Annotated in this window: 21 protein-coding genes; 4 read left to right on the top strand and 17 right to left on the bottom strand. The window is 44.1% G+C overall.

The genetic code is table 11. The annotated features are described in order from the left end of the window. Nucleotides 1–168: 168 nt before the first annotated feature. From D0X99_RS15880 to D0X99_RS15845, 8 genes are all read right to left on the bottom strand, one after another. Nucleotides 169–1188 carry a bifunctional 3-deoxy-7-phosphoheptulonate synthase/chorismate mutase gene (locus D0X99_RS15880; RefSeq protein ID WP_119478835.1) on the bottom strand — a complete coding sequence of 340 codons (1020 nt, stop codon included), beginning with the start codon at nucleotides 1186–1188 and terminating at the stop codon, nucleotides 169–171. A gap of 158 nt (nucleotides 1189–1346) precedes the next feature. Then, entirely contained in the window at nucleotides 1347–2120 is a 774-nt protein-coding gene (gene trpA, locus D0X99_RS15875) for a tryptophan synthase subunit alpha (RefSeq protein WP_119478834.1), read from the bottom strand. A 208-nt stretch (nucleotides 2121–2328) separates the two neighbouring features. Further along, nucleotides 2329–3507: a tryptophan synthase subunit beta gene (gene trpB / locus D0X99_RS15870; protein ID WP_119478833.1), complete on the bottom strand. Its 1179-nt coding sequence runs from the start codon at nucleotides 3505–3507 to the stop codon at nucleotides 2329–2331. Between the two features lie 42 nt (nucleotides 3508–3549). Beyond that, nucleotides 3550–4179, bottom strand: coding sequence for a phosphoribosylanthranilate isomerase (locus tag D0X99_RS15865; RefSeq protein ID WP_119478832.1), 630 nt, complete (start codon nucleotides 4177–4179; stop codon nucleotides 3550–3552). Beyond that, on the bottom strand, nucleotides 4179–4997 hold the full coding sequence (gene trpC, locus D0X99_RS15860) for an indole-3-glycerol phosphate synthase TrpC (protein ID WP_119478831.1): 819 nt from the start codon (nucleotides 4995–4997) through the stop codon (nucleotides 4179–4181). The genes D0X99_RS15865 and trpC overlap by 1 nt, the downstream gene beginning before the upstream one ends. A gap of 99 nt (nucleotides 4998–5096) precedes the next feature. Beyond that, the gene (gene trpD, locus D0X99_RS15855; RefSeq protein WP_119478830.1) at nucleotides 5097–6110 is read right to left on the bottom strand and encodes an anthranilate phosphoribosyltransferase; all 1014 of its coding nucleotides are present in this window, start codon (nucleotides 6108–6110) and stop codon (nucleotides 5097–5099) included. A gap of 37 nt (nucleotides 6111–6147) precedes the next feature. Further along, on the bottom strand, nucleotides 6148–6714 hold the full coding sequence (locus D0X99_RS15850) for an anthranilate synthase component II (protein WP_119478829.1): 567 nt from the start codon (nucleotides 6712–6714) through the stop codon (nucleotides 6148–6150). Nucleotides 6715–6726: 12 nt separating this feature from the next. Beyond that, nucleotides 6727–8139, bottom strand: coding sequence for an anthranilate synthase component I family protein (locus D0X99_RS15845; protein ID WP_119478828.1), 1413 nt, complete (start codon nucleotides 8137–8139; stop codon nucleotides 6727–6729). Nucleotides 8140–8387: 248 nt separating this feature from the next. On the opposite strand from D0X99_RS15845, the gene D0X99_RS15835 reads away from it, so the two are divergent. From D0X99_RS15835 to D0X99_RS15825, 3 genes are all read left to right on the top strand, one after another. After that, entirely contained in the window at nucleotides 8388–8615 is a 228-nt protein-coding gene (locus D0X99_RS15835; protein WP_119478826.1) for a hypothetical protein, read from the top strand. Between the two features lie 374 nt (nucleotides 8616–8989). Continuing rightward, nucleotides 8990–11950 carry a DNA polymerase III subunit alpha gene (locus tag D0X99_RS15830; protein WP_119478825.1) on the top strand — a complete coding sequence of 987 codons (2961 nt, stop codon included), beginning with the start codon at nucleotides 8990–8992 and terminating at the stop codon, nucleotides 11948–11950. Nucleotides 11951–12001: 51 nt separating this feature from the next. Then, nucleotides 12002–12958 (top strand): DUF1295 domain-containing protein, encoded by a 957-nt coding sequence (locus tag D0X99_RS15825; protein ID WP_119478824.1) that lies wholly within the window; start codon nucleotides 12002–12004, stop codon nucleotides 12956–12958. Between the two features lie 8 nt (nucleotides 12959–12966). Here the strand turns inward: D0X99_RS15825 and D0X99_RS15820 are convergent, their stop codons facing one another. The 6 genes from D0X99_RS15820 to D0X99_RS15790 form a co-directional block, all read right to left on the bottom strand. After that, nucleotides 12967–13638: a 3-keto-disaccharide hydrolase gene (locus D0X99_RS15820; RefSeq protein ID WP_119478823.1), complete on the bottom strand. Its 672-nt coding sequence runs from the start codon at nucleotides 13636–13638 to the stop codon at nucleotides 12967–12969. Nucleotides 13639–13696: 58 nt separating this feature from the next. Further along, on the bottom strand, nucleotides 13697–13942 hold the full coding sequence (locus D0X99_RS15815) for an acyl carrier protein (RefSeq protein WP_119478822.1): 246 nt from the start codon (nucleotides 13940–13942) through the stop codon (nucleotides 13697–13699). Nucleotides 13943–14301: 359 nt separating this feature from the next. Continuing rightward, nucleotides 14302–15345: a hypothetical protein gene (locus tag D0X99_RS15805; protein ID WP_119478820.1), complete on the bottom strand. Its 1044-nt coding sequence runs from the start codon at nucleotides 15343–15345 to the stop codon at nucleotides 14302–14304. A gap of 105 nt (nucleotides 15346–15450) precedes the next feature. Next, nucleotides 15451–16206, bottom strand: a complete 756-nt coding sequence (locus D0X99_RS15800; RefSeq protein ID WP_119478819.1) for a hypothetical protein — start codon at nucleotides 16204–16206, stop codon at nucleotides 15451–15453. A 143-nt stretch (nucleotides 16207–16349) separates the two neighbouring features. Beyond that, nucleotides 16350–16745: a group III truncated hemoglobin gene (locus tag D0X99_RS15795; protein ID WP_119478818.1), complete on the bottom strand. Its 396-nt coding sequence runs from the start codon at nucleotides 16743–16745 to the stop codon at nucleotides 16350–16352. A gap of 1 nt (nucleotide 16746) precedes the next feature. Beyond that, nucleotides 16747–17988, bottom strand: a complete 1242-nt coding sequence (locus D0X99_RS15790) for an alkaline phosphatase family protein (protein WP_119478880.1) — start codon at nucleotides 17986–17988, stop codon at nucleotides 16747–16749. 229 nt (nucleotides 17989–18217) lie between these two features. Between D0X99_RS15790 and D0X99_RS15785 the strand changes: the two genes are divergently transcribed. Continuing rightward, nucleotides 18218–18889, top strand: a complete 672-nt coding sequence (locus D0X99_RS15785) for an OmpA family protein (protein WP_119478817.1) — start codon at nucleotides 18218–18220, stop codon at nucleotides 18887–18889. A gap of 191 nt (nucleotides 18890–19080) precedes the next feature. Here D0X99_RS15785 and D0X99_RS15780 read toward each other — a convergent pair whose 3' ends face one another. The 3 genes from D0X99_RS15780 to D0X99_RS15770 form a co-directional block, all read right to left on the bottom strand. Next, nucleotides 19081–21456, bottom strand: a complete 2376-nt coding sequence (locus tag D0X99_RS15780; RefSeq protein ID WP_119478816.1) for a tetratricopeptide repeat protein — start codon at nucleotides 21454–21456, stop codon at nucleotides 19081–19083. Nucleotides 21457–21523: 67 nt separating this feature from the next. Next, nucleotides 21524–22054, bottom strand: a complete 531-nt coding sequence (locus tag D0X99_RS15775) for a GNAT family N-acetyltransferase (RefSeq protein WP_119478815.1) — start codon at nucleotides 22052–22054, stop codon at nucleotides 21524–21526. A gap of 1 nt (nucleotide 22055) precedes the next feature. Beyond that, on the bottom strand, nucleotides 22056–22649 hold the full coding sequence (locus tag D0X99_RS15770) for a hypothetical protein (RefSeq protein WP_119478814.1): 594 nt from the start codon (nucleotides 22647–22649) through the stop codon (nucleotides 22056–22058). Nucleotides 22650–22683: the final 34 nt, after the last annotated feature.

The following is a 22683-nucleotide window of genomic DNA, read 5'->3' as shown; positions in this document are numbered from 1 at the left end:
AAAAGGCCTACACCAGCTACGGAATAGGCCTTTTTTATTTCTTCAGCAAAAACCAAAGTCATTCCTATTCCCTCAGTGGAGGAGATGATAAGAATGATGAACGTAGGTTCTTGGTGTAGGATTCATGGTTCGAATTTAATCAGGGATTCGGCTTGGCACAAACTTATTTTACAGCAACTCGAAAGTTTTTCTTTTAGCGAAAATCTCTCTGATCCAAGCGGCTAGTCTCGCACTTTGCGCAAAGTCCAAGGTCTGCTGCCCATCGGAGTAAGCTTTCTCAGGTACTTCATGGGATTCATAGATGATTCCATCCGCTCCTGCCATTACGCCAGCCAAGGCCATTTGTGGCACATAAGCCCGGATTCCAATGCCGTGCGAAGGATCGACGATCACTGGAAGGTGGGATTTAGCTTTCAGGATTGGGATCGCATTGAGATCCAGCGTGTTTCGGGAAGCACGTTCATAGGTTCGGATGCCCCGCTCGCAAAGGATCAGTTTTTCATTTCCTCCGGAAAATACATATTCAGCAGACTGAAGCAGTTCCTCGATCGTTCCGGAAATCCCCCTTTTGATCATCACTGCCTTATCCACTTTTCCGAGCTCGTCCAGCAGGTTAAAGTTTTGTGAGTTCCTTGCTCCTACCTGATAAACATCCACATATGGATACATTTCCTCGATTTGGGAGGTTTGCATCACTTCGGTCACAATCTTAATGCCTGCCTCAGAGGCAATAGAATGCCACAGCTTTAAACCTTCCAAACCCAATCCACGGAATGCATAAGGACTGCTTCGCGGTTTGAACACTCCACCACGCATCATCTTGATGCCATTTTCAAGGCAGTGATTGACCACTTTGCGGATTTGCTCTTCCGACTCGATGGAGCAAGGTCCGGTAATGATAGCCATTTCACCATCTTTGATAAAAACATCGTCACCCAAATCGACTGAGGTGGGCTTTGCTTTCCATTTTTTGGAAACCAACTTATACTCATCCGACACGATGTGGATGTCCTGGATACCGTCCATCTGACCGATACGGCGTATGTCAAATTCATTTTTTCCGATTCCGATCAGGTAATCTCCCAATTGGGTTTTGACCTCAGTGGTCTTATAGCCAATCTCATTGACTTTGGAGATCAGTCTTTCTTTTTGGATGTCGGAAATATCGGGTTGAAGCTGGATAATCATGGGGAAGTACGATTTACGAAGTACGATTTACGAGGTCATTTTGAACCTCCATCCTTATCTCCCAAAGTTTAGACTCTAGGTTTGTGGAATGAAGGTTATCAAAGCGTCGTAAATCGTAAATCAAAATTCTAAATTATTAACTGGTTTAAATTGATTTACTAGGCTTTAACACCTTTCAGGTAGTCCTGAATGTCTTGACTCAGGTTTTGGGAATCTTTGATTTTCTTGATAAATGCTGATCCGATGATGGCTCCGTTGCTGTATTGGGATGCGGTGGTGAAGGTTTCAGCATCCGAAATTCCAAAACCGATCAGGCGGGGATTTTTTAGGTTCATGGCTTCCACTCGCTCGAAGTAGGCGATCTGCTCCTCGGTAATGCCTGTTTTCGCTCCGGTAATGGAATGCGAGGAAACCATGTAAATAAACCCATTGGAGTTTTGGTCTATCTCGCGGATGCGCTTTTCAGAGGTTTGCGGGGATATCAGGAATATATTGAACAGACCATATTCCTCGAAAAGCTCCTTGAACTCATCCAGGTATTGCTGCATCGGGAGATCAGGAAGGATCAGTCCGTCGATACCCACTTCCTTGCACTTCTTGCAAAAAGCCTCCATCCCGTATTGCATGATCGGATTGAGGTAGCCCATCAGGACCACGGGGAGATGAATTTTTGCCCGAAAGCCAACTAATTGCTCAAAGAGTTTTTTGAGACTCATGCCGTTTTCGAGAGCTATCAAGTTGCTGTCCTGGATAGTCGGCCCATCAGCAATCGGATCCGAGTAGGGAACGCCGATCTCGATGATATCCGCTCCACCTGCCTGAATTGCTTCCATCACCGGAAGAGTGTCCTCCAGTTTTGGAAATCCGGCGGTGAAATAAATCGAGAGTACCCGCTCTTTTTTGGTATTGAATAAGTAGTTTATGCGATTCATTTTTAAGTGCGATTTACGAAATACGATTTACGATGCTTAGTTGTATCTCATTCCTTTTTTCCAAAGTTTAAAGCCTTGAAAATTTCTTTTGAGGTTCATTTTAACTCTTAAATCGTAAATCAAAATTCTTAAACTTTTACGGAGCGTGGTCGAAGCATCCTATATCCGAAACTTGTGCTGAGCTTGTCGAAGCATCCGAAATCCGAAATCAATACCCTCCCCACTTGATATAAGTATCCAAGTCTTTGTCGCCCCTGCCTGATAGGTTGATCACAATAACATCATTCTTGCTGTATTCGATCATGTTCAGTGCATGAATGGCATGGGCAGTTTCAATGGCAGGAATGATTCCTTCGAGACGGCTGAGTTCGATGCCTGCTTTCATGGCATCTTCATCCTCCACTGCTACGAATTCAGCCCTTCCGATATCAAACAAATGAGCATGAACTGGGCCGATTCCAGGATAGTCCAATCCTGCGGAAATGGAATGCGGCTCAACAACTTGACCGTCTTCGGTTTGCATCAGGATAGTTTTGGAGCCATGCAAAATCCCCGGCGTCCCAAGAGCTGTAGTCGCGGCGGATTTTCCGGAATTAACTCCCAAACCTCCAGCCTCAGCAGCTACTAACCGTACTTCTGGGGTGTTGTAAAAATGGTAAAAGGCACCTGCAGCATTAGATCCTCCGCCCACACAGGCGATGACAAGGTCCGGGTTTTCTCGGCCTTCTTTTTCCATCATTTGCCATTTGATTTCCTCGGAAATTACCGACTGAAAGCGGGCGACCATCTCCGGATACGGATGAGGACCGACCACTGATCCAATAATGTAATGGGTTCCGACAGGATCATTGATCCAAGCACGCATGGCTTCGTTGGTGGCGTCTTTTAGGGTTTTGGATCCGGAAGTTGCCGGAACTACTTTGGCCCCAAGAATCTTCATTCGCTCCACATTGGGCCTCTGCCGTTGGATATCCAGCTCACCCATATACACGGTGCAGTCCATTCCCATTAAGGCACAAACCGTAGCCGTAGCCACTCCATGCTGTCCCGCACCAGTCTCGGCGATAATCCGCTTTTTACCCAGTTTTTTGGCCAAAATGATCTGACCTACGGTATTATTGACTTTATGGGCACCGGTATGGCAAAGGTCTTCCCGCTTCAGATATATTTTTGCGCCATGCTTTTCTGAAAGCCTGGAAGCAAAATACAAAGGTGTAGGTCGGCCAACGAAATCCCGAAGAAGCAGTTGAAACTCATTCTGAAATTCAGGCGAGGCAACAATTGACTCCCAATTTTCTCTCAGTTCTTCAATGTTGGGATGTAGCATCTCGGGGATGTAGGCCCCTCCAAATTTTCCGTAAAACCCCTTTTCATCTACACGTATCATAGTCTTCAAGTTTATGGTCAAAAGTCCATGGTCCACGGACCATCAACTATGCTCTAATTTTTTCTTAAATCGAATTAATTTTTCAATGTTTTTCAATCCCGGAGAATCCTCAAACTTGGAGTTGAGATCAACCCCTTGGAGTTGCGCTAATTGCTTCTCCAAGGCCAAAACTTCCTCGGCGCTGGCTTCGTCTAAGCCTCCACTTAAGAGAAAGCCTTTGTTGAAAGGATAAGTTTCCAAAACTTTCCAGTCAAATCGCTTACCCGATCCACCATGGGTAGAAGTTGCGGTGTCAAACAAGAATTTGCTCACGAAAGGCAGGTAACCTTCCAAGCTTTTCCAATCAATCGCATCCCCCACCGAAATCACTTTCCAAAGTTCACAATCGGTTTTTCCCGACAGGTTTTCAACAAAATCCGGGGACTCAGTTCCATGAAGCTGGATAGCTGAAAGTTCAAATTCATGCGCTTTTCGCAGAATTTCAGCTTCGCTTTCATTGACAAAAACTCCAACTTTTTTAATTGAAATTTCCTTCAACTCCGAAGTTTGTTCATCCGAAACATACCGGGGAGACTTGGGATAAAAGATCAATCCCATCCAGTCTGGTTTCACTTCTGAAATGAGACGCCGGATATTTTCCTGTTCCCGCATGCCACAGACTTTGATTTCCATTAGGCTTTGCTCAGTTCAGCAGCTGCAAGCAGCTTTCGGTATTCTTTGATAAAATTGTAAGCTGCCTGCTCCGGCCGGGCTGATTTCATAAAGTTTTCCCCGATTAGAAACCCGTCAAATCCCGCCTTTTTCAACTCAATCATCGTATTGGGATCGGAAATTCCACTTTCGGAAACTTTCACAAAACTGGACGGAATCCTGTTGACCAAGCTCAATGAGGTGTCCAGTGATACCTCAAAGGTCTTCAGGTTTCGGTTGTTTACTCCGACCAGATCGACGTTTTCATTGAGGCTTTTTTCAAGCTCTTCTCCATCGTGTACTTCCAACAAAACCTCCAGTCCAAGGCTTTTGGCAAAAGCGGCCAGAGACTTCAGTTTTTCAGGTTCCAAGGCTGCCGCAATCAGCAAAATGCAATCAGCGCCAATGGATTTGGCCTCGACAATCTGGTACTCATCCACCACAAAATCCTTTCTCAGGATCGGGCAGAAATTAAATTTCCGGGCAACTTTCAAGTCCTCATTAGTTCCTCCGAAGTATTCCTTATCGGTCAAAATCGACAAGGCTGAGGCACCTGCCTGCATGTACCCAATGCTCACTTGCTCCACAGAAGCGGAGCCATTGATTGTGCCCTTGGAAGGAGATTTTCGCTTGAATTCCGCAATGATTCCCGACTTGTCGGGATTGGTCACATACTTTTTCATCGAGACGACCTTTCCCTCAAAGTAGGTACTTCGCTCCAGCAGCTTTACCGGCAGAATGCTACTTTTCTCTTCAACTTCTCTGTACTTGTCTGCGATGATTTTTTCTAAAATATTCATGAGTAATGATTAAGCTATTGAAATCTAGTATGGAGTTACGCCTCAAACTTTTTGATAGGTTTTAAAACATCCGGGATTCCATGGGATGGTAATAAATCACTAATTATTAAAGGAAACTGAGGTTTTGGGATTGACTAGGCCATTGAACACACGAAGAGCTTTGCCGCTAAGCAAGACTTCCTCTGCCAGTCCAACAGCATCCGGAAAACTCAGCCCTTCCCGCGCAGTCACCAAAGCAGCGGCTGCATTGGCAATTACAACTGAATTTTGGCTGTCTGTCCCTTCCCCTTTCAGCACCCTTTCGAAAATTTTGGCGGATTCCTGTACTGTATTTCCCCCTTCAATGCTTTCAGGCGAAAGTCTGGAAAGCCCTAAATTTTCGGGATTGAGGAGTTTTTCACCCTGATTGGAAATCATTTTGAAAGGTCCGGTGAGCGAAATTTCATCGTAGCCATCAAGAGCATGAAGGATCGAAAACCGGCCGTCCATTTCCTGATACAGGTATCCGTAAAGTCGGGCTAGTTCGAGGCTGAAAACACCAACCAACTGTTTTCTTGGGAAACTTGGGTTAACCATCGGACCGAGCATGTTGAAGAAGGTCTTCACGCCAAGCTCCTTTCGGATTGGAGCGACATTTTTCATGGCTGGGTGAAATAGCGGGGCATGCAAAAAGCACAGTCCCGCCTCGTCCAAAGACCGACGAATCTCGCTGATGTCGTTGGAAAACTCATAGCCAAAATAAGCCAGGAGGTTGGAGGAACCGCATATCGAAGAAACGCCAGTATTGCCATGTTTGGCTACATGCTGACCTGCTCCGGCAACAATAAAGGAAGATAAGGTGGAGATGTTGAAGGTGTCCTTGCCGTCACCGCCTGTGCCACAAAGATCCATGGCATCGTATTCGTCGATTTCGACAGGAATACAAAGTTCCAGCATGGCTTCCCGGAATCCGCGAAGCTCCTCCACTGTGATACTTCGCATCAGGTATACCGTCATAAAGGAAGCGATCTGACTGGTGTTGTAAGATCCAGTTGCCAAGTTTTTCAATACCTCCCGAGCTTGCTCCTGAGAGAGCGTTTTATGCTCTATTAACTGATTGAGAATGTCTTTCATTTTGGGTCGAGTGGGGTGATGGGTAAAAGGCCAGTGATCAAGATTCCAGCCAGTTTTGCATGATTCTGACGCCATTTTCGGTCAGGATACTTTCGGGATGAAATTGTACACCCCTTACGTCGAATTTTTTGTGTCTTACGGCCATAATTTGTTGATCCGGAGTACGGGCGATGACCTCCAGGTCAGGGGAAAGAGTAGCCTCATCAATGACCCACGAATGGTATCGGCCAATTTTGAATATTTTTGGCACTCCTTCGAAAAGAACATCCGGCTGGACAGTCACTTCTGAAGCTACTCCATGGAGCACTTCAGAGAGGTTGATCAAACTGCCTCCAAATGCCTCTCCAATCGCCTGATGGCCTAAGCAAACGCCGAGAATGGATTTGGTCGGGGAATATTTCTTCAACAGCTCCGGCATAATACCCGCTTCGGAGGGAACACCAGGACCTGGAGAAAGGAGAATTTTATCGTATTGTGCGACATCCTCCAAGCTGATTTTGTCATTTCGGAAGACATCCATTAGCGCTCCATAGCCCAACTGCCGGACGATATACACCAAGTTGTAAGTGAAGGAGTCATAATTATCAAGGACGAGGATTTTCATGGCATTTTAGGTTCAAATATTTTCTGCAGCCCGTAGTGCCACTCTTAAAGCTTCCAATTTATTAGCCACTTCCTGCAATTCGGATGGAATCGAGGACTTTGCCACCACTCCCGCACCTGCCTGGAATCTAAGTTGATTGTTTTCGGAGACAAAGGATCTGATCAAAATGGCATGGTTGAAGTCTCCATTGAAACCCAAGTAACCGATCGCCCCTCCATAGAATTGTCGGCTGACATTTTCCAGTTCATCGATCAATTCCATCGCCCGATACTTTGGCGCACCGGAAAGTGTCCCAGCCGGAAAGGTATCTGCGACCAACTGAAGGGGATTGGCTCCGTCAGGCAATTGCCCAGTCACTTTGGACACCAAGTGAATCACATGGGAGTAGTATTGAATCTCTTTGAAAACCTCCACATTCACTAAGTCAGAGGATCGGGAAAGGTCGTTTCTTGCCAAGTCCACCAGCATCACATGCTCGGAGTTTTCCTTGGGATCATCATAAAGCTTTCTCGCCAGCTCGGCATCTTCTGCGTCATTTCCGGTTCTCCGGAAAGTACCCGCAATCGGGAAAATCGTCGCTTTTCGGTTTTTTACCACAATCTGTGCTTCCGGTGAACTTCCAAACACTTTAAATGAACCGTAATCGAAATAGAACAGGTAAGGCGAAGGATTGACCGAGCGAAGAGCCCGATAGACATTGAACTCGTCACCTTTAAACTCGGTGGTAAAACGTCTGGAAAGAACAATCTGAAACACATCCCCTCGGAAGCAATGCTCCCGACCCTGATTGAGGATTTTCAGAAATTCCTCATCGGAGTAGTTGGACACCTCCTCACCTACTTTTTTGAATGAATAGGCCGGGATGTTCTTGTTATTCAGCAGCGTCTCGATCTCATCCATGTATTCGGGATTTTGAGCACCGGCGACACGGTGTTCGAAGAGATGCAGCTCGTTTTTGTAATGATCCACCACTATGATGTTTTGATACATGGAGTACTGCATCATCGGGGTTTCGTTGGGCTGGGTGTTTTGCAGTTTGATATCCTCAAAATACGCTACCGTATCGTATTGAATGTATCCAAAAAGCCCGTTGGTACTGAACTTGAACTTATCCGGAGTAGGATCAAATTTATTCCCAAAAGCTCTCAGACAGTCCATCAGGCGCTTTTTTGCAGTCACCTCATACTCCAAAACATCCCCTACCGGAAGCTTTTCCTGTACCTTACCTGCATTGAAACTGAAGGTCGCAAGCGGATTGAAGCATATAAACGAATAGCTGTTTTCCTGTCCATGATAGTCGGAGCTTTCCAGCAAAATCGGATTGGCAAAGCGGTCACGGATCTGGAGGTAAATACTCACAGGAGTGATGGTATCCGCCAGTCGCTTACGGTAAGTAGTGAGGATCGGAAATTTAACGTGGCTCATTCGGGGTTAATTTTTTTGCATGAAAAAAGGCTTACCGGGAAATCCAGTAAGCCTTTTACTATGTTGTTGCGCAAATATTAGGCAACGGCTTTCTGAACTTTCCCTTGGAAAGTTGTAGAATGCCACCACCAAAATTTTGTTGCGATTGTTTTCATAAGACAGGAGCAAATTTAAAAAGGGATCGGAATTCGCAAAGCATGAATCCAATTTTTTCAGATTATTTTTGAAAAAATTTTAAAAAGCATCTCATGGCCAAAGCAATTTCACAATACTTCAAGCGGATTTTTGACGATTATCAGGTTTTGGTCATGGTAAATCCATCAGATTTCACCGGAATCGAGCTGATCGTCCATCCAGACGGCAAAATCGAAAAAACGGAAATGGAATTTGACGAGGAAATTTTTGAGGATCTGGAAGCGGATGAATTCAAACCCTGCGGGGCACTGGAGTTTCAGCTGACGCTGGCAAAGGTTTAGTTTTTATTATTCCAAAATTGGAGACCTGGAAGATTGGAGCATTTCCTGTCTCAGGTTTATAACTTTTTAAAATTCCATTTTCAAAAAATTACTTCCCAGATATTTCCCTCCAAAAATTCAGTCAATTCCTTGACTTGATTTCAATCCTATTGTTTAATTTATAAACATTAAAATGTTAAATATTTTAACATTTTGATTCTGGAGTAGCCTTTTAGGTTACTCAAAGCACCCAAAGTCATACCGCTTTATGACATGCTGCTTTTCCAGAAGCATCATGCATATCAATCCGGTCTAGCGTCTGGAGACGCAGGCAACAGCGATCTCCAAAATTTCAGGTCACCTCGTATTTAGTATCTCGTACTTCCTGCTTCAACATGTTCATCAACTGCCATTCTCACTTCAGCTTCAAATACGGGACGATGTCTGTGGAAGCGCTGATCGCTGAGGCGAAAGGCAAAAAACTCGACGCCCTGGCCCTTACCGACATCAACTGCACCGCCGGTGTTTTCCCTTTTATCCGTGCGGCTCAAAAAGCCGGCATCCATCCGGTGATTGGCATTGACTTCCGTAACGGCGTGCGGCAGCAATACATCGGCTTGGCCCGGAACCAGGAAGGCTTCTTTGAACTCAACAAGCACCTCTCGGAGCACTTGGTACACAAGCGGGAATTTAAGTCGAAGGCACCGAAATTTGAAAACAGCTTTGTGATCTATCCTTTTTCGGAGAAAGCTTTTCCCCTGCGGGAAAATGAATTCGTCGGTGTGCATCCCGGCCAACTCAACAAGCTGCTGACCTCACCCTGGTTCCGACGAAAGGAAAAGCTCGTTCTCCTCCAGCCGGCCACTTTCAGCTCCAAACTCGAATTCAACGCACACCGACTCCTGCGTAGCATGGATCTGAATACGCTACTCAGCAAGCTTCCTGTGAGCGAGCAGGCTGATCCGACCGATCAATTCTACTCCTATGCCGACCTGATCGCCCGCTGCGAAAGTCACAGCTACCTCCTCGTCAATGCCCAAAAACTGCTCGAACAGTGCCAGTTTTCATTCTACTTCCAAGCCGTCAAAAACCGCCGGGATATTCTCGGTTCGGACTGGGAGGATTTTGACTTTCTCCGCCAGGAAACTTTCAAAGGTGCACTGAACCGCTATCCGGATTTTTCACCGGAAATCTCCAAACGAATCGACAAAGAACTCGAACTCATCCAGCAAAAGGGCTTTGTCTCCTACTTTCTGATCAACTACGATATCGTGACTTTTGCGCAGCACCGCAACTTCTACCACGTGGGCAGAGGCTCCGGTGCCAACAGTATTGTGGCGTATTGCCTGGGCATCACCGATGTGGATCCGATCGAGTTGGACTTATATTTTGAGCGATTCATCAATCTCTATCGGGAAAACCCACCGGATTTCGACATCGACTTCAGTTGGACGGATCGGGATGAAGTCACGGACTATATTTTCCGCAAGTACAATACTGGAAAGGAAGAGCACGTGGCGCTCCTTGGCTCCTACAGCACCTTTCAGTACAATTCGGTCTTCCGTGAACTAGGAAAGGTATTCGGTCTTCCCAAAACAGACATCGAGTCGCTGATTCACTATGCAGAAAAGCCCGGCTACGAACCTGATCAGTATGGCAAACTGATCATCAAGTACAGTCAGGCGCTGCACGACAGACCTTCCCACCTGACAATCCACGCCTGCGGGATTCTCATTTCCCACAAGCCCATCCACTATTACACAGCGACGGACATGCCCCCAAAGGGATTTCCCCTCGCGCACATCGACATGCACACGGCCGAGGACATCGGCCTGCACAAGTTTGACATCCTGAGCCAGCGGGGACTGGGCCACATCAAGTCTGCCTTGGAGATCATCTACCAAAACCAAGGCATAAAAGTGAATATCCGGGAAGTGGAGAAGTTCAAAAAGGACCCTAGAATTAAGGAACACCTACGCACCGGACATACCATTGGGGCCTTCTATGTGGAGTCGCCCGCCATGCGCATGCTCCTGGCTAAAATGAAAGCCGACACTTACCTCGAACTTGTGGCCGCCAGCTCAATCATCCGCCCAGGCGTGGCTCGCTCCGGAATGATGCGGGAATACATTCTTCGGCATATCGATCACGAGCGTAGAAAAACAGCCCATCCCGTAATGGCCGACATCATGCCCGAGACCTATGGGATCATGGTATATCAGGAGGATGTCATCAAAGTAGCCCACTATTTTGCCGGGCTGAGTTTGGCTGAGGCTGATGTGCTGCGAAGGGGCATGAGTGGCAAGTCCCGCTCCAAGGATGAATTTCAGCGGGTGAAGGAGAAATTCTTCCAAAACTGCAAAAACCTCGGTCGGGAAGACAAAGTAGCAGCCGAGGTATGGCATCAGATCGAGAGTTTTGCGGGGTATTCTTTTGCAAAGGGACACTCAGCTTCCTTTGCCGTAGAAAGCTATCAGAGTCTCTATCTAAAAGCCTACTTCCCGCTGGAATTTATGGTAGGAGTGATCAACAATTTCGGAGGCTTTTACCATACCGAATTCTATGTCCACGAACTCCGGATGAACGGAGCCGATATTCAGGCTCCGGATATCAACGAAAGTGAATACCTCACCCGGATCACCGGAAAGACAGTTTATCTTGGGCTGATCCACATGAAGTTTTTGGAAAAATCCACCACGGAAAAAGTCCTGATTGAGCGACATGCAAACGGGGCATTTCTAGGCTTGGCGGATTTCATAGCCCGGGTGGATATCAGTCTGGAGCAGCTGCTGATTTTGATCAGGATGACCTGCTTTCGTTTTACAGGAAAAACCAAGCAGGAACTCCTCTGGGAGGCACATTTCATCCTCAACAAGCGAAAGACTGTGCCGAACACGAATGAACTTTTCCGCTCAGGAGGAATCTCTTTTGGCAATCGTCAACCGGAAATCCCCGTACTTGAACCACTGGATATTCGACAGGAAATCATCGATCAGATCGATATCCTGGAATTTCCGCTGGACTCCCCTTTTCACTTGGTCAAAGATCAAAGTATCCAGGGCATCAAAGCCAAAGACCTGAAAAACCACCTGGGAAAAACTGTTCTGATCCTTGGCTACCTAGTCACTGTCAAGTACACCCGCACGGTGAAGGGCGAGGTGATGAACTTTGGGACCCTTCTGGATCGGGACGGAGACTGGATTGACACGGTGCACTTCCCTCCCGTGGTGAAAAAGTATCCCTTCAAAGGCCGGGCGATCTACCGGCTCGAGGGAAAAGTCACGGAGGAGTTTGGCTTCTACTCGATCGAGGTGAATAAACTGGAACGGATGGAATATTGGAATGCAGCGGATTAGCCTTGCGAAATTTAAAATTTCGGGTAATTTGAGGCCAAATCAACTTCGCAAATGAAAATCCTTCAAACGGCAGCCATTCTCATTTTCACCTTGTTGGTGGTACCCATATTTACATACTTTTTCGGTATTCCTTTGGGAGAAAAAGAATGGGAAGCTCTCTCTGTACTAATCAAAATCTGCGGATTTTCGATTGCCTATTGCTTTCTCATCGGAGAATTGACCAACAACAACAGTCAGGTAGATAAATACTGGAGTATCCTGCCAATCATCTATGCTTGGGTGATGGCTTACTATGGAGATTTCAGCCCAAGGATGATCCTGATGGCGCTTTTAGTCACGGCTTGGGGAGCAAGATTGACTTATAACTTCGCCAGAAAAGGAGCCTATCGGTGGAAATTCTGGGAAGGTGAAGAGGATTACAGATGGGAAATTCTAAGAAAAAAACCAGAGTTTCAGCCTCGATGGAAGTGGACACTTTTCAACCTGTTTTTTATCTCAGGTTATCAAAATGTACTCATTCTCCTTTTCACACTACCCATGCTTGTGACGATGCAGTTTGATGGCCTTCCTTTGGGGATTTGGGACATTTTTATAGCCAGCGGAGTCTTGTTTTTCCTAGCCTTGGAAAGTGTGGCAGACGAGCAACACTGGAAGTATCAGAGTGAAAAATGGAAATTAATACGGGAAGGTAAATTACTACATGGAGACTTTGCCAAAGGCTTTTTGGATAAGGGACTTTGGGCCATCTCCCGCCACCCTAATTACCTTGGAGAGCAGGGGATTTGGGTTTGTTTTTACTTTTTCTCCTTCCTTGTTTCCGGACAGTTGCTCAACTGGTCAGTTGTTGGATGCTTGTTACTTCTGATCCTATTTCAAGGAAGCTCCAATTTCAGTGAGGAGATTAGTGCATCCAAATATCCGGAATACAAAAGCTATCAAGCCCGGGTACCTAGATTTATTCCTGGCAGAAAAGGTGAATCTGAAAAGAGCCCCGCTCCCACTACCTGATAAACGTTCTAATTGATAGGGGACAAAATCAAGTCTTTGAATTCTACCTCGGCTCCTTCAGCTTGAAGTGCGATTTGGCCTTTTTTGGCAGTGGCACCGTAGCCGTCATTGACTAGATCTCCATTGACCCAAACGGTAATCCTATTTCCTTCACATTTGATTTTCATCCGGTTCCATTCACCCAGTGGCTTTTCTGAATTATCCGTTAGATTAATAATCCTGCGCTCCTTGCCTTCAGAGACTCCCCAGTTTTCTTTAGGACCGCGACGCTTCTCCATGTCATCTACTTGGATATCTTCCTGAATGCACCAAAAATCACCTGCATTGCTGTGCATCATTTGGACTTCAATCGACTTGGGGAACATCCCATAAAGGGCTCTTGGTGTAGAAGCATGAACCAACACTCCGCAGTTGCCTGGCTTTCCCGCAAAGCGATATTCGAACTCCAGAATGTAATTCTCATAGCTTTTCTCCGAAATCAAATGCCCTCCGGGAGTACCCAAACTCACCAATAATCCCTCGCGGACAATAAAGGGTTTCCTAAGAGTACTGTCTTTTTGGAGATCAGGAACATCCATATACCAACCGTTGAGGCTCTTGCCATCAAACAGGGAAATTTGGGAAAAAGCGGTGGCTTGTAGGCCAATTAATAAGGAAAGTAGCGCTAGGAAATTTTTCATGGGGAGAATTATTCCCACCAATCTACCAAAAAGTTCTTTTTGGCCAAATAATGGCTTTTTATGCTTTGGCCTTGCTTTTAAATGCCATGATGACATCCAAAGGCGAATGAATCTTCTCGTTGTCCTTTTCTTCAAGAAGAACACCCAGTCGGCTTTCCAACTCAAACAGAATTCCTTCGACATAAAACTTGTCTACTGGAATCTCCGAGTAAAACTGTCTGAATTTTCTGGACCCAGTAATCGGGATCCCAAATTCCTGAAACACTGAGATCAAAATTTTGGATTTTCTTATTCGATTTTTCATTGGTTCAAAATTGATTTACGAAATACTCCATGTTTTAAGATTCGGTCAAAAAGGAAAAGACGAAAAAGTGAAAATTCAAAAACTGAATAGTGAGGATTAGATTCCTTTTCTTCTCAATTCAATTTAAAAATCAAGTTGTTCAAAAATCAATCTCATTTTCCTTCTCCATTGAGGGATCCGGATATGATATTGAATTTAAGCCCAGACTGGTGATGAAAGAAAATTTTCCTGAGATGGAGAAGCACCTGATTTTATTGGTTTTGCCCAGAAAAAAATATTCCTGGCTACAATTTCTCATTTCTTGCAAATCAGAAGAATCGACTTGGTGGTTTTAGTAAATAATGCAAGAAAACGCCCAATCAGAAAGATTGGGCGGCTTCGTTTTTCCTGCATGAATCAAGAATTTTTTGTTGAAATAACTTGTCTGATTTGAGCAAATCGAAATAATCTTTAAGAAAGGTATTCACTGTTTTGAGATCTGCTTCAGAAAAGTATTGCTTGTATTCATCAACGGTTTTGAAGATCGTTGCTTCTTTGGCTAAAAATTCCTGACGGATGGTTTGCATCAAAGCCGGATCCCGGCAAAATCCCCTGTAAACCCGATCCGTTACTTTTTCAATTCCGACAGCCGAATTGACCTGTGCATAGGGCGGATTGACAAGACCGGTCATATCAAAATCATAAGCGAGTGGTATCACGGTTTTTTCATCCAGTTTCATCACTTTCTGATTATGCTGAAAAAGTCCCGACCAGTCGGTGTTTCCGATCATCATTTGGAAAAAATCATGCCTTACAGTAGCTGTGTCCTCCATGAGTGTGGGAATGATCTTTTTCCCATCGAGAATTTCTCCGTCAAATCGGTCCGCCACCTCATCGTCATCCTCAATAAAAAAGCCTAACAGTTCCACCACTTCACCCTTTTTGTCATCTGTATTAGTCAATTTGACGCGAAGAGGTCTGGTCTGAAAATAGTATTGGGTTACTTCCTCGTAGAGCTTGTAAGAAAGGTATTCTTTACCCAGAAAATTGTCCGCCGTTTTGGATTTGGAGCATGGCAACACGAGTTTAATACTGCGGTCTCCCTTGAATAAGGTGTTTTCGACATCTTCTTTCTTTATTCTGATCCTCATGGGAGGATAGAAGCAGTTTTCCAACCTGAAATTACCCCGAGTCCGGATTTCGATATCCAGCGTATCGGTTTTTCCAGGAGACACCTCGTAGATCATCTTGGAATCGATGTAGGTAGAGTCGTTGGTGTCTGAACGGAGTTGCTTGATCGAAAAATTCAATTCAATAGCCAAGGGCTCTTCCGTTTTAAACAGGCCTCCCTGAGCCTGTAGGTTTTCTATCGAACAGAGTCCCAGCAAACAGGCTGAAACAAAGGTGTAAAGTAGCTTTTTCATAGTATTATGATTTGAATCTTATTGGGTGTGGGGAATCTTGAAAGGCTTTTTATTTTCTTTCTGTCTGTCGCCTTGGTTCATATTAGAATTTGTGGTGTCTTCTGTTTAATTAATGTGTGTTTTAAAAGCAAAGGTTTCAGCATGAATGTCATCCAATCCTTTTCGATCAAAGGGATTTTCGAGCTGTTCCTGTACATTGAAAAGCGATATTAGGATAAAGGAAGAAGTCAAAGAAAGGAAAATCAACAAGTACAAATTCCCCTCATGGACACCCTGCTGAAGCTTGAAATAGATTGAAGGAGTACACATAATTGGGTATAAGTAGATAAAAATCAAACAATATGCTCTCATTGATTTGGGAGTGTTGTATTGCTTGATAGAGGCGACTGTTTCAATACCCATATGGACATTATAAAGTTGATTGATGATTTTCAATCGATTGGAAGGCTTGATCAGATCGGCTTTATCCAAAATAAACTGGTTGATTTTGGAGGCTTCTGCCCTTAGCTCGTCGAGCGTACCTATAGAGCCATCTAAAAAGTCCATCATTGCCTTAGATGTCGTGAGTATTTGCTGATGAATAGTAGTCTTGTCCTCCTTGCTAAGCTTTTTGATGGACAAAAATGAAAAATCCACAGACACTAATCCGGATCGGAATCTGGATAAATACTCCAATGCCCTATCTCTTCGCTTAAAAGCACTTCGGATGGTAAAAACCAAAGGAAAAACAATAGCAATACTAATCAGAGTCAAATCAAGATCATAGGTAAAGGAAAAGTGATAAATAAGAAGGGTCGAAACCAAAGAAATAGCCAGAATCCCAAAAGTCCGTTGATTGATAATGGAAAGATACTTTTCCATGGTTAGCTGGTGATTTAAAAGAAAAATTAAAATTCAATCTCTGAAAATACATTATTTCCAGAATTATTACAGCCTTTTTGAACGAAAAATAGAATAGTATAGAACTAAAAGAGGACAATCATTCGATTTTGATTTTCCCCACTTTACCTCGGCCTAGCCTCCCAAATCCGCATAAAGAGCATGTGAGCCATCCTACGGGCATGCTCTTTGGCGTAATCTGCCGTCTCACCTTCAAAATTGGAATCGATTGTCTGAAACCAAAGCTCCAGCCAATTGCCAAAATGCGCCTGTTCGATGCCGTGATCCACTGCGGAGTCCACTTCCCGGTGAACTTTGGTGGGATTGAATTTTCCTGCCCCGGGACCAGTCTGAAGCAGGATCATTTCCCAAAAATCACTCAAATGAATCAGATGGTGGTCCCAATCTTTTACGATTTGGTTGAAAATCGGACCCAACGTCCGATGCTCCCTTACCTGATCGTAAAATCTCCTTACCAGGAAATCCACTTCAACACGGCTTTGAATTGGTTTCTTTTTCATTTTAATCCTGTAAGATCGGATCTAACACTTCCTTTTTTCCATCAATGGTTTCCGGAATCGGTAATCCCAAAAGCTGGCAGATCAGTGGATAAATATGGATATTATGAAACGGTTCTATCTGGTTTCCGGGTTTGATTTTCGGCCCTTTTGCGTAGAAAATCCCCCACATTTCACGATGCCTTGGACTGAAACCATGCTCCCCAAAAACTTCTGTTTTCAGGAGTGCAGCACGGTTTTGGTACCTCATCATTCCCCTGTTGTCTGCAAGATAGTGGCCGAACTTAGGGATGATCAAAAAGTCGCCGATCCGTTGAGGAAAGCGCGTGATATCCGTATAATTTTCATTCTTGGTCAAATCATCTATGAAAATATCCGGATTGCGGGAACGGATCAATTGGATTACACTTTCCTTTTCCGCGGGATTTTCCAAGTGAATATATGCCAAAGCCCCGTTATTGACCACTCGACCGTTGATCCCTTCAGTCAGCTCATCCAGATTGATCAATCGATTTTGGGGAACCTCAGCCATTCCATGGTCAGATACCAGAATGATATGGATCGGAAGGTCAAAACTTTTCAGTCCCTCGAAAAGCGACCCCATTTCCCGATCAAGTTTGAAAAGTCTTTCTTTAATCTTTTCATCATTACCGGGACCATAGGCATGTCCGACATCATCCATATCCGAAAAATAGAGTGTGATCATCCTGGGCCGTTCGGTATCGGGTAACTGCAACCATTCGAAAACTTTTGAAATCCTTGTCAGGTTGGGCACTTTTCCATCGTAGTCGAAATATTCACTGGGTCTAACTCCTTGTACCCGAGCCTCTGTCCCTACAAAAAAATAACTGGCGGATTTGATACCGTTTTGCTCTGCCAAAACCCAAATTGGAACACCTCCATACCAATATTCATCCTGCACGATACTTCGGTCGCCCATCGTATACACCTGATCTTTGAAGGGTTCGTAAAAGGAATTATCCACCAGTCCGTGATGATCGGGAAGCATACCCGTTGCGATGGTATAATGATTGGGGAAAGTTTTGGAAGGAAAGGAAGGAATCAAACCTTTGGCAGCCGTCCCATCAGCTATAAACCGAGTTAGGTTTTCCGGCTGGAATCTTTCAACATAATCATAACGAAAACCGTCCAGGGAAATCAAAATTACGATCGGCTCTTTTTCCTGTCCAAAAATGGAATTTTGATTACAAAGCCAGAAAAGTAAAAGCACTAGAAACCGGAACATTTTTAAAAGTTTTCCCAAAAATACCCCGATACCCTTTCCAAACCAACCCATTCCCAAAATTGAAAAAGTCGAGGAGTAAGCTATGAAAAATCCCCAAAATCGGGGGTTTATTCCCCAATTCCCTGCCTCAAATCTGGTCTCACATAGCCCAATACTACTGGTACGGCAATTGGGTTATAAGTAAGGTGTTCTAAAAAAACGCTTCACAATCCTAACAAAATCGCATCCCATGAAAACTAATAAAATTTTAAGCCTACTGCTTATTTCCTTTTTAACACTTGGCATCATTAGCTGCAAGACCAGTAATGCTTTAAAAGGCGCAGCAATTGGCGGAGCGGCAGGTGGAGTGATCGGCGGGGTAATTTCCGGAGGAAATAATACTGCCACTGGAATAATCATCGGATCCGCTATCGGAGGATCAGCCGGGGCAATTATTGGCAGTGAAATGGACAAACAGGCCAAAGAACTGGAGGAAGATTTGAAACAGGCAGAGGTAGAAAGAGTAGGCGAAGGCATCAAGGTGACTTTTGACTCTGGTTTACTGTTTGCCATTGATAAATCAACGCTTAATCCTACTTCCAAATCAAATTTGGACAGCCTTGCAAAAACGCTGAATAAGTACCCGGACACCAATATTATAATTGACGGCCATACTGACAACTCCGGAACAGAAAAGCACAACTTGGCTCTTTCAATGGATCGGTCCGATGTTGTAACAAGCTACCTGAAAAATCTTGGGGTAAGTTCTACCAGAATTACCACTAATGGATTTGGAGAATCTCTGCCTAAAGCGAGTAACGAAACCGCGGATGGAAGAAGTCAAAACAGAAGAGTTGAAATCGGGATAGTAGCAAACGAAAAAATGAAGGAGGAAGCAAAAAAGGCTGAAGGCGGGAAATAATTTCCTTATTCATCTCCAACAATTAATTCAAAAGACAGTCGATTTGACTGTCTTTTTTTATTGACTCTTTAATCGGCAAAAGTCATTAGGGTTTATTCCTGACCAACCCAATTGGGAAATTTTTGTCCCAAAATGAAGGGTTTCTTGACTTAGAGAGGCCCCACCAGAAGGCTTTGGAAATGAGGAAAACTTCAATTTGTCTCAGATAATAATTTCTGATAACGGGCTGCTTTTTCCTGATTTCCCAAGGATCTATTGATCAGATACAAATTAATAATCACGGATCGGCTGTTGCCGTATTCCAGTGCTTTCTCAAAAGTCTCGCCTGCCTCTCTTTCTTTTCGTTGTGCCAATTGGGCCATTCCCACATTGGAATAAGCGTTAAATTTATCGACAGCACCCAACTCCAACGCTTTACTGTAGTATCGCTCCGCCTCTGCAAAATTCTTATCCTTTGTAAAGGCAATTGTTCCCAAATTGGTGTAGACTACCGGATCTCGGGTATCCATTTCATTTACAGCCAAAAGGAAATACTGTTTGGAACTTGTGGTATCACCTGATTCAAGAAGTGATTTTCCGAAAACTGCATAGAAGGATGGGAATTTAGTTTTACCCTCCACTTTGTCATAAAGTGGTTCAATTTTCTGATACTCGGAAAGTGCTGCCCGAAAATTTCCTTTCAAAAATTCCTCATTCCCTTTAAGAACAGCCCTTACGAATTCCAAATCATCCGGATTTACCTCTTCTTCATCCAATAAATACTCCGAGGCCTTTTGGGTCTGGCCCAACTCAGAGTATAAAAAGCCAAGGACTCTTCGTATTTCCGGATCATCCCAATATTCAAGGGATTTTTCAAAAGCTACAACCGCCTTTTCCTTCTCTGATTTTCGGTTATAGATAATTCCGAGATTTCGATATAAAGGCCCAAGCTCAGGTTTTTCTGCTTTTAGGGCAAGCAGAAAGTACTTTTCGGCTTGGTCAATATCTCCTTTATCATAGTAGAATCTTCCGAGTTGAAAAAGCGGATAAAACGCCTTTGGTTTATTTTTAACATACCCTTCCAACACCGTAAAGGCTTGACTACTATCTCCAAGATTAATCAATACTTCTGCATAATTATTCAGGTATTGAGATACCGGCATATCTGGACCCAAAATTTCCACCATGATTTCATACTCACGCTTTGCTTCCAAAAAGAGAGTTTGGGCAGAGTCGGGATTTTCTTTTTTTAAGTCTTTTGCAGTCTCGCTGAGATTCACTGCATAAAACGTGTGAGTTCTCCAGCTTTTTGGTGCGCTCACAATATCGTTTTTTGTAATGGTGTAATTATTCTCCCATACTTGGGTACGATCAATTGTTTTCCATGTGAAGCCTGCCAAAACAGGAATTAGAACCAAAAGGGGAAACACAAATGGCTTTTTTAGAGCAACTTTTTTTCCCAATTGGAAAAGAATCAATACCACCAAAAAAGCAAATGCCAAAGAGGGCACAAAGAGAAATCGTTCACCCATATTGGATCCAATCGTCAGTGCAGGAACCAGGTTGGCAAAAATTGAAAATGTGGCGAAGTAGAAAATCAAGCCAAAACTCATTAAGCTCTTTTCCTTGAATCCACGAATCGCCAACCAGATCAATCCTCCGAAAAACAGAATACTGATCCAAACCCATAAACTAGAAAAATCCTGGATCGTCAACTGACTGAAGGAGTAATCCCAAGACAGGGGATGGGGAAAAAAGAGCAACTTGATATACTGAAGGTAGATATAAAAATTAGTCGCAATCCGCTCAGAACCATCAGCCAAGTATAAAATACTGTTGATGTAGGAATCATACGAGGAAGAGGCATCATCTAAAACTTTCCCACGAATAACAAGGTAAACAGCCGCAGTTCCTGCAAATGGAAGTACCGATAAAGCAGCCTCCAATGGCTTTTTACCAAGGAAAAAGTAAGATACCAATCCAACAAAGGCCAGCAGGGGAATACTTTCTTCTTTAGAGATCAAAGAAAGGAAGTAGAGTAAAATTACCGGAATCCATTGAACTCCTTTTAATCTGGGTTGTAGCTTCAACCAAATCAAAATCGAACTGAAGGCAAAAAGTGAAGAAAGCAAGGTGTCCCGGCTTTTGGCCGATGCCACCACTTCCACATGGACAGGATGAACCGTGAAAAGCACTAAAACCAATGCAGCAAACCACCAGGGCAGGTTTCTTTTTTGAGCCAAATCAGCCAGGAGAAGACCTAAAACCACCAGCAAACCGAAGTAAAGAATCACATTGATAGCATGACTGATGTGGGGATCGAACTCACCGACCAGCTCATTTTCTACCGCAAATGTCAAAAGGGTAAAAGGACGGTAAGTTCCCGTGTTAGTTGCACCTACATCGATGAAATTCATCGACCCGTACTTAAATAATTCTGTCCAGTTTTCGAGTCCTTTTACAGTGACGCGGTTTCGTTGAGCGTAAAGCTCATCATCCAAAGTATATTCAAACCAGATCGATTGAAAATAAAGTAATGACCCAAAAAGCGCGATGGAAAAAACCCAAATCCAAGTTTTATGCTTCATAATCGGAGGTAAAAGTTCCTGTTAAAGTTAACAGCATTAAACAATTAGAAAAATGAGCCTAGGACTTTTACAAGTCAACTCTCATCAACCAATCATTCTGGACTTCATCCCCAAACGGAAAAGGATGGCTTCCAAACTTTCGGAGGCCATTCTTTTCATAAAATCGGATAGCCCTGGCATTGTGCTCCCATACGCCCAGCCAGAGGTATTTTTTTTGATTAAGTCTGGCATATTCCAGAGAGGTATCCAATAGAATTTTACCCACTCCCAAACCCAAAAAATCCTCCAGCACATAGAGTCGTGCCAGTTCAAGACTCTCCGGGTCATGAACATCCGTTTGTGCAGGTACTAGATTCACCTTGGCATATCCGATCAGTTCACCTTCCAGTTCTGCAACAAAAAAGGTTGATGCCGGATTGGCCAATTCCTTCCCAAATTGCACCAGAGTAAATGCTTCATCCAAATAGGCCTGGACATTTTCAGGTTTATTTCCTGCCGTGAAAGCCTGCAAAAACGCTGTACGGGCCACATGAAGCAAATTTCCAAGGTCAGCAGGAACTGCCTTTCGGATGATCGGCTTGGGAGTATTAGTTTCCATATCAGAGTTTTTTTAGGGCAACGTCCACTTGAGAGATTGGATATTCTCCCAGAATTCCCCGGTAATTTCCATTTGGACTGATTACAACAAAACTTCCACAGGGATAGTGGAACTGAAAAAACAACTTTTCAAAAAGTCCGTCCGGATCGGCTGCCCATTCCTGGATCCCACGGTATTTTTCCAATCCGTGGGGATTTTTGTAAAAATAGAAAGGAGGCACCGCATCATGCTTTTCTGCATACTTGAGCAGGGATTTCTGTTTGTTTTTAAGGTAAGCCGGATCATTTGACCCGGTAGAATTGTACTCGTCCTTTCCCGGGTAATAAATCACAATTAGGGGTTTACCTTCCAAAAACTCCTGCTGAAGCCCAAGCTTTTCATAGATCAACTTGGCATCCGTGATGCCCACAGGCATCCGATGAACCAACTTCATATCTCCCGCCTCTCCGCTTGGTATGCCGAAATAAGGACCATTTAGGATTTTGTCCTCATAGTCAGCCTGGGTGATCCGTTTACCGGATTCGTTGAAGTAGGTTTGGGAAAAAAGGGAGAATGACCACCCCGAAAAAACAAAGAAAAGAACTGTACTTCTCATTATTCAAATGATGACTGCTGACTTCCAATTTTCA

Origin of the sequence: Algoriphagus lacus (assembly GCF_003583985.1) — a bacterium.
Classification (GTDB): Bacteria; Bacteroidota; Bacteroidia; order Cytophagales; family Cyclobacteriaceae; genus Algoriphagus; species Algoriphagus lacus.
This window is presented reverse-complemented; position numbering and strand designations above follow the sequence as displayed.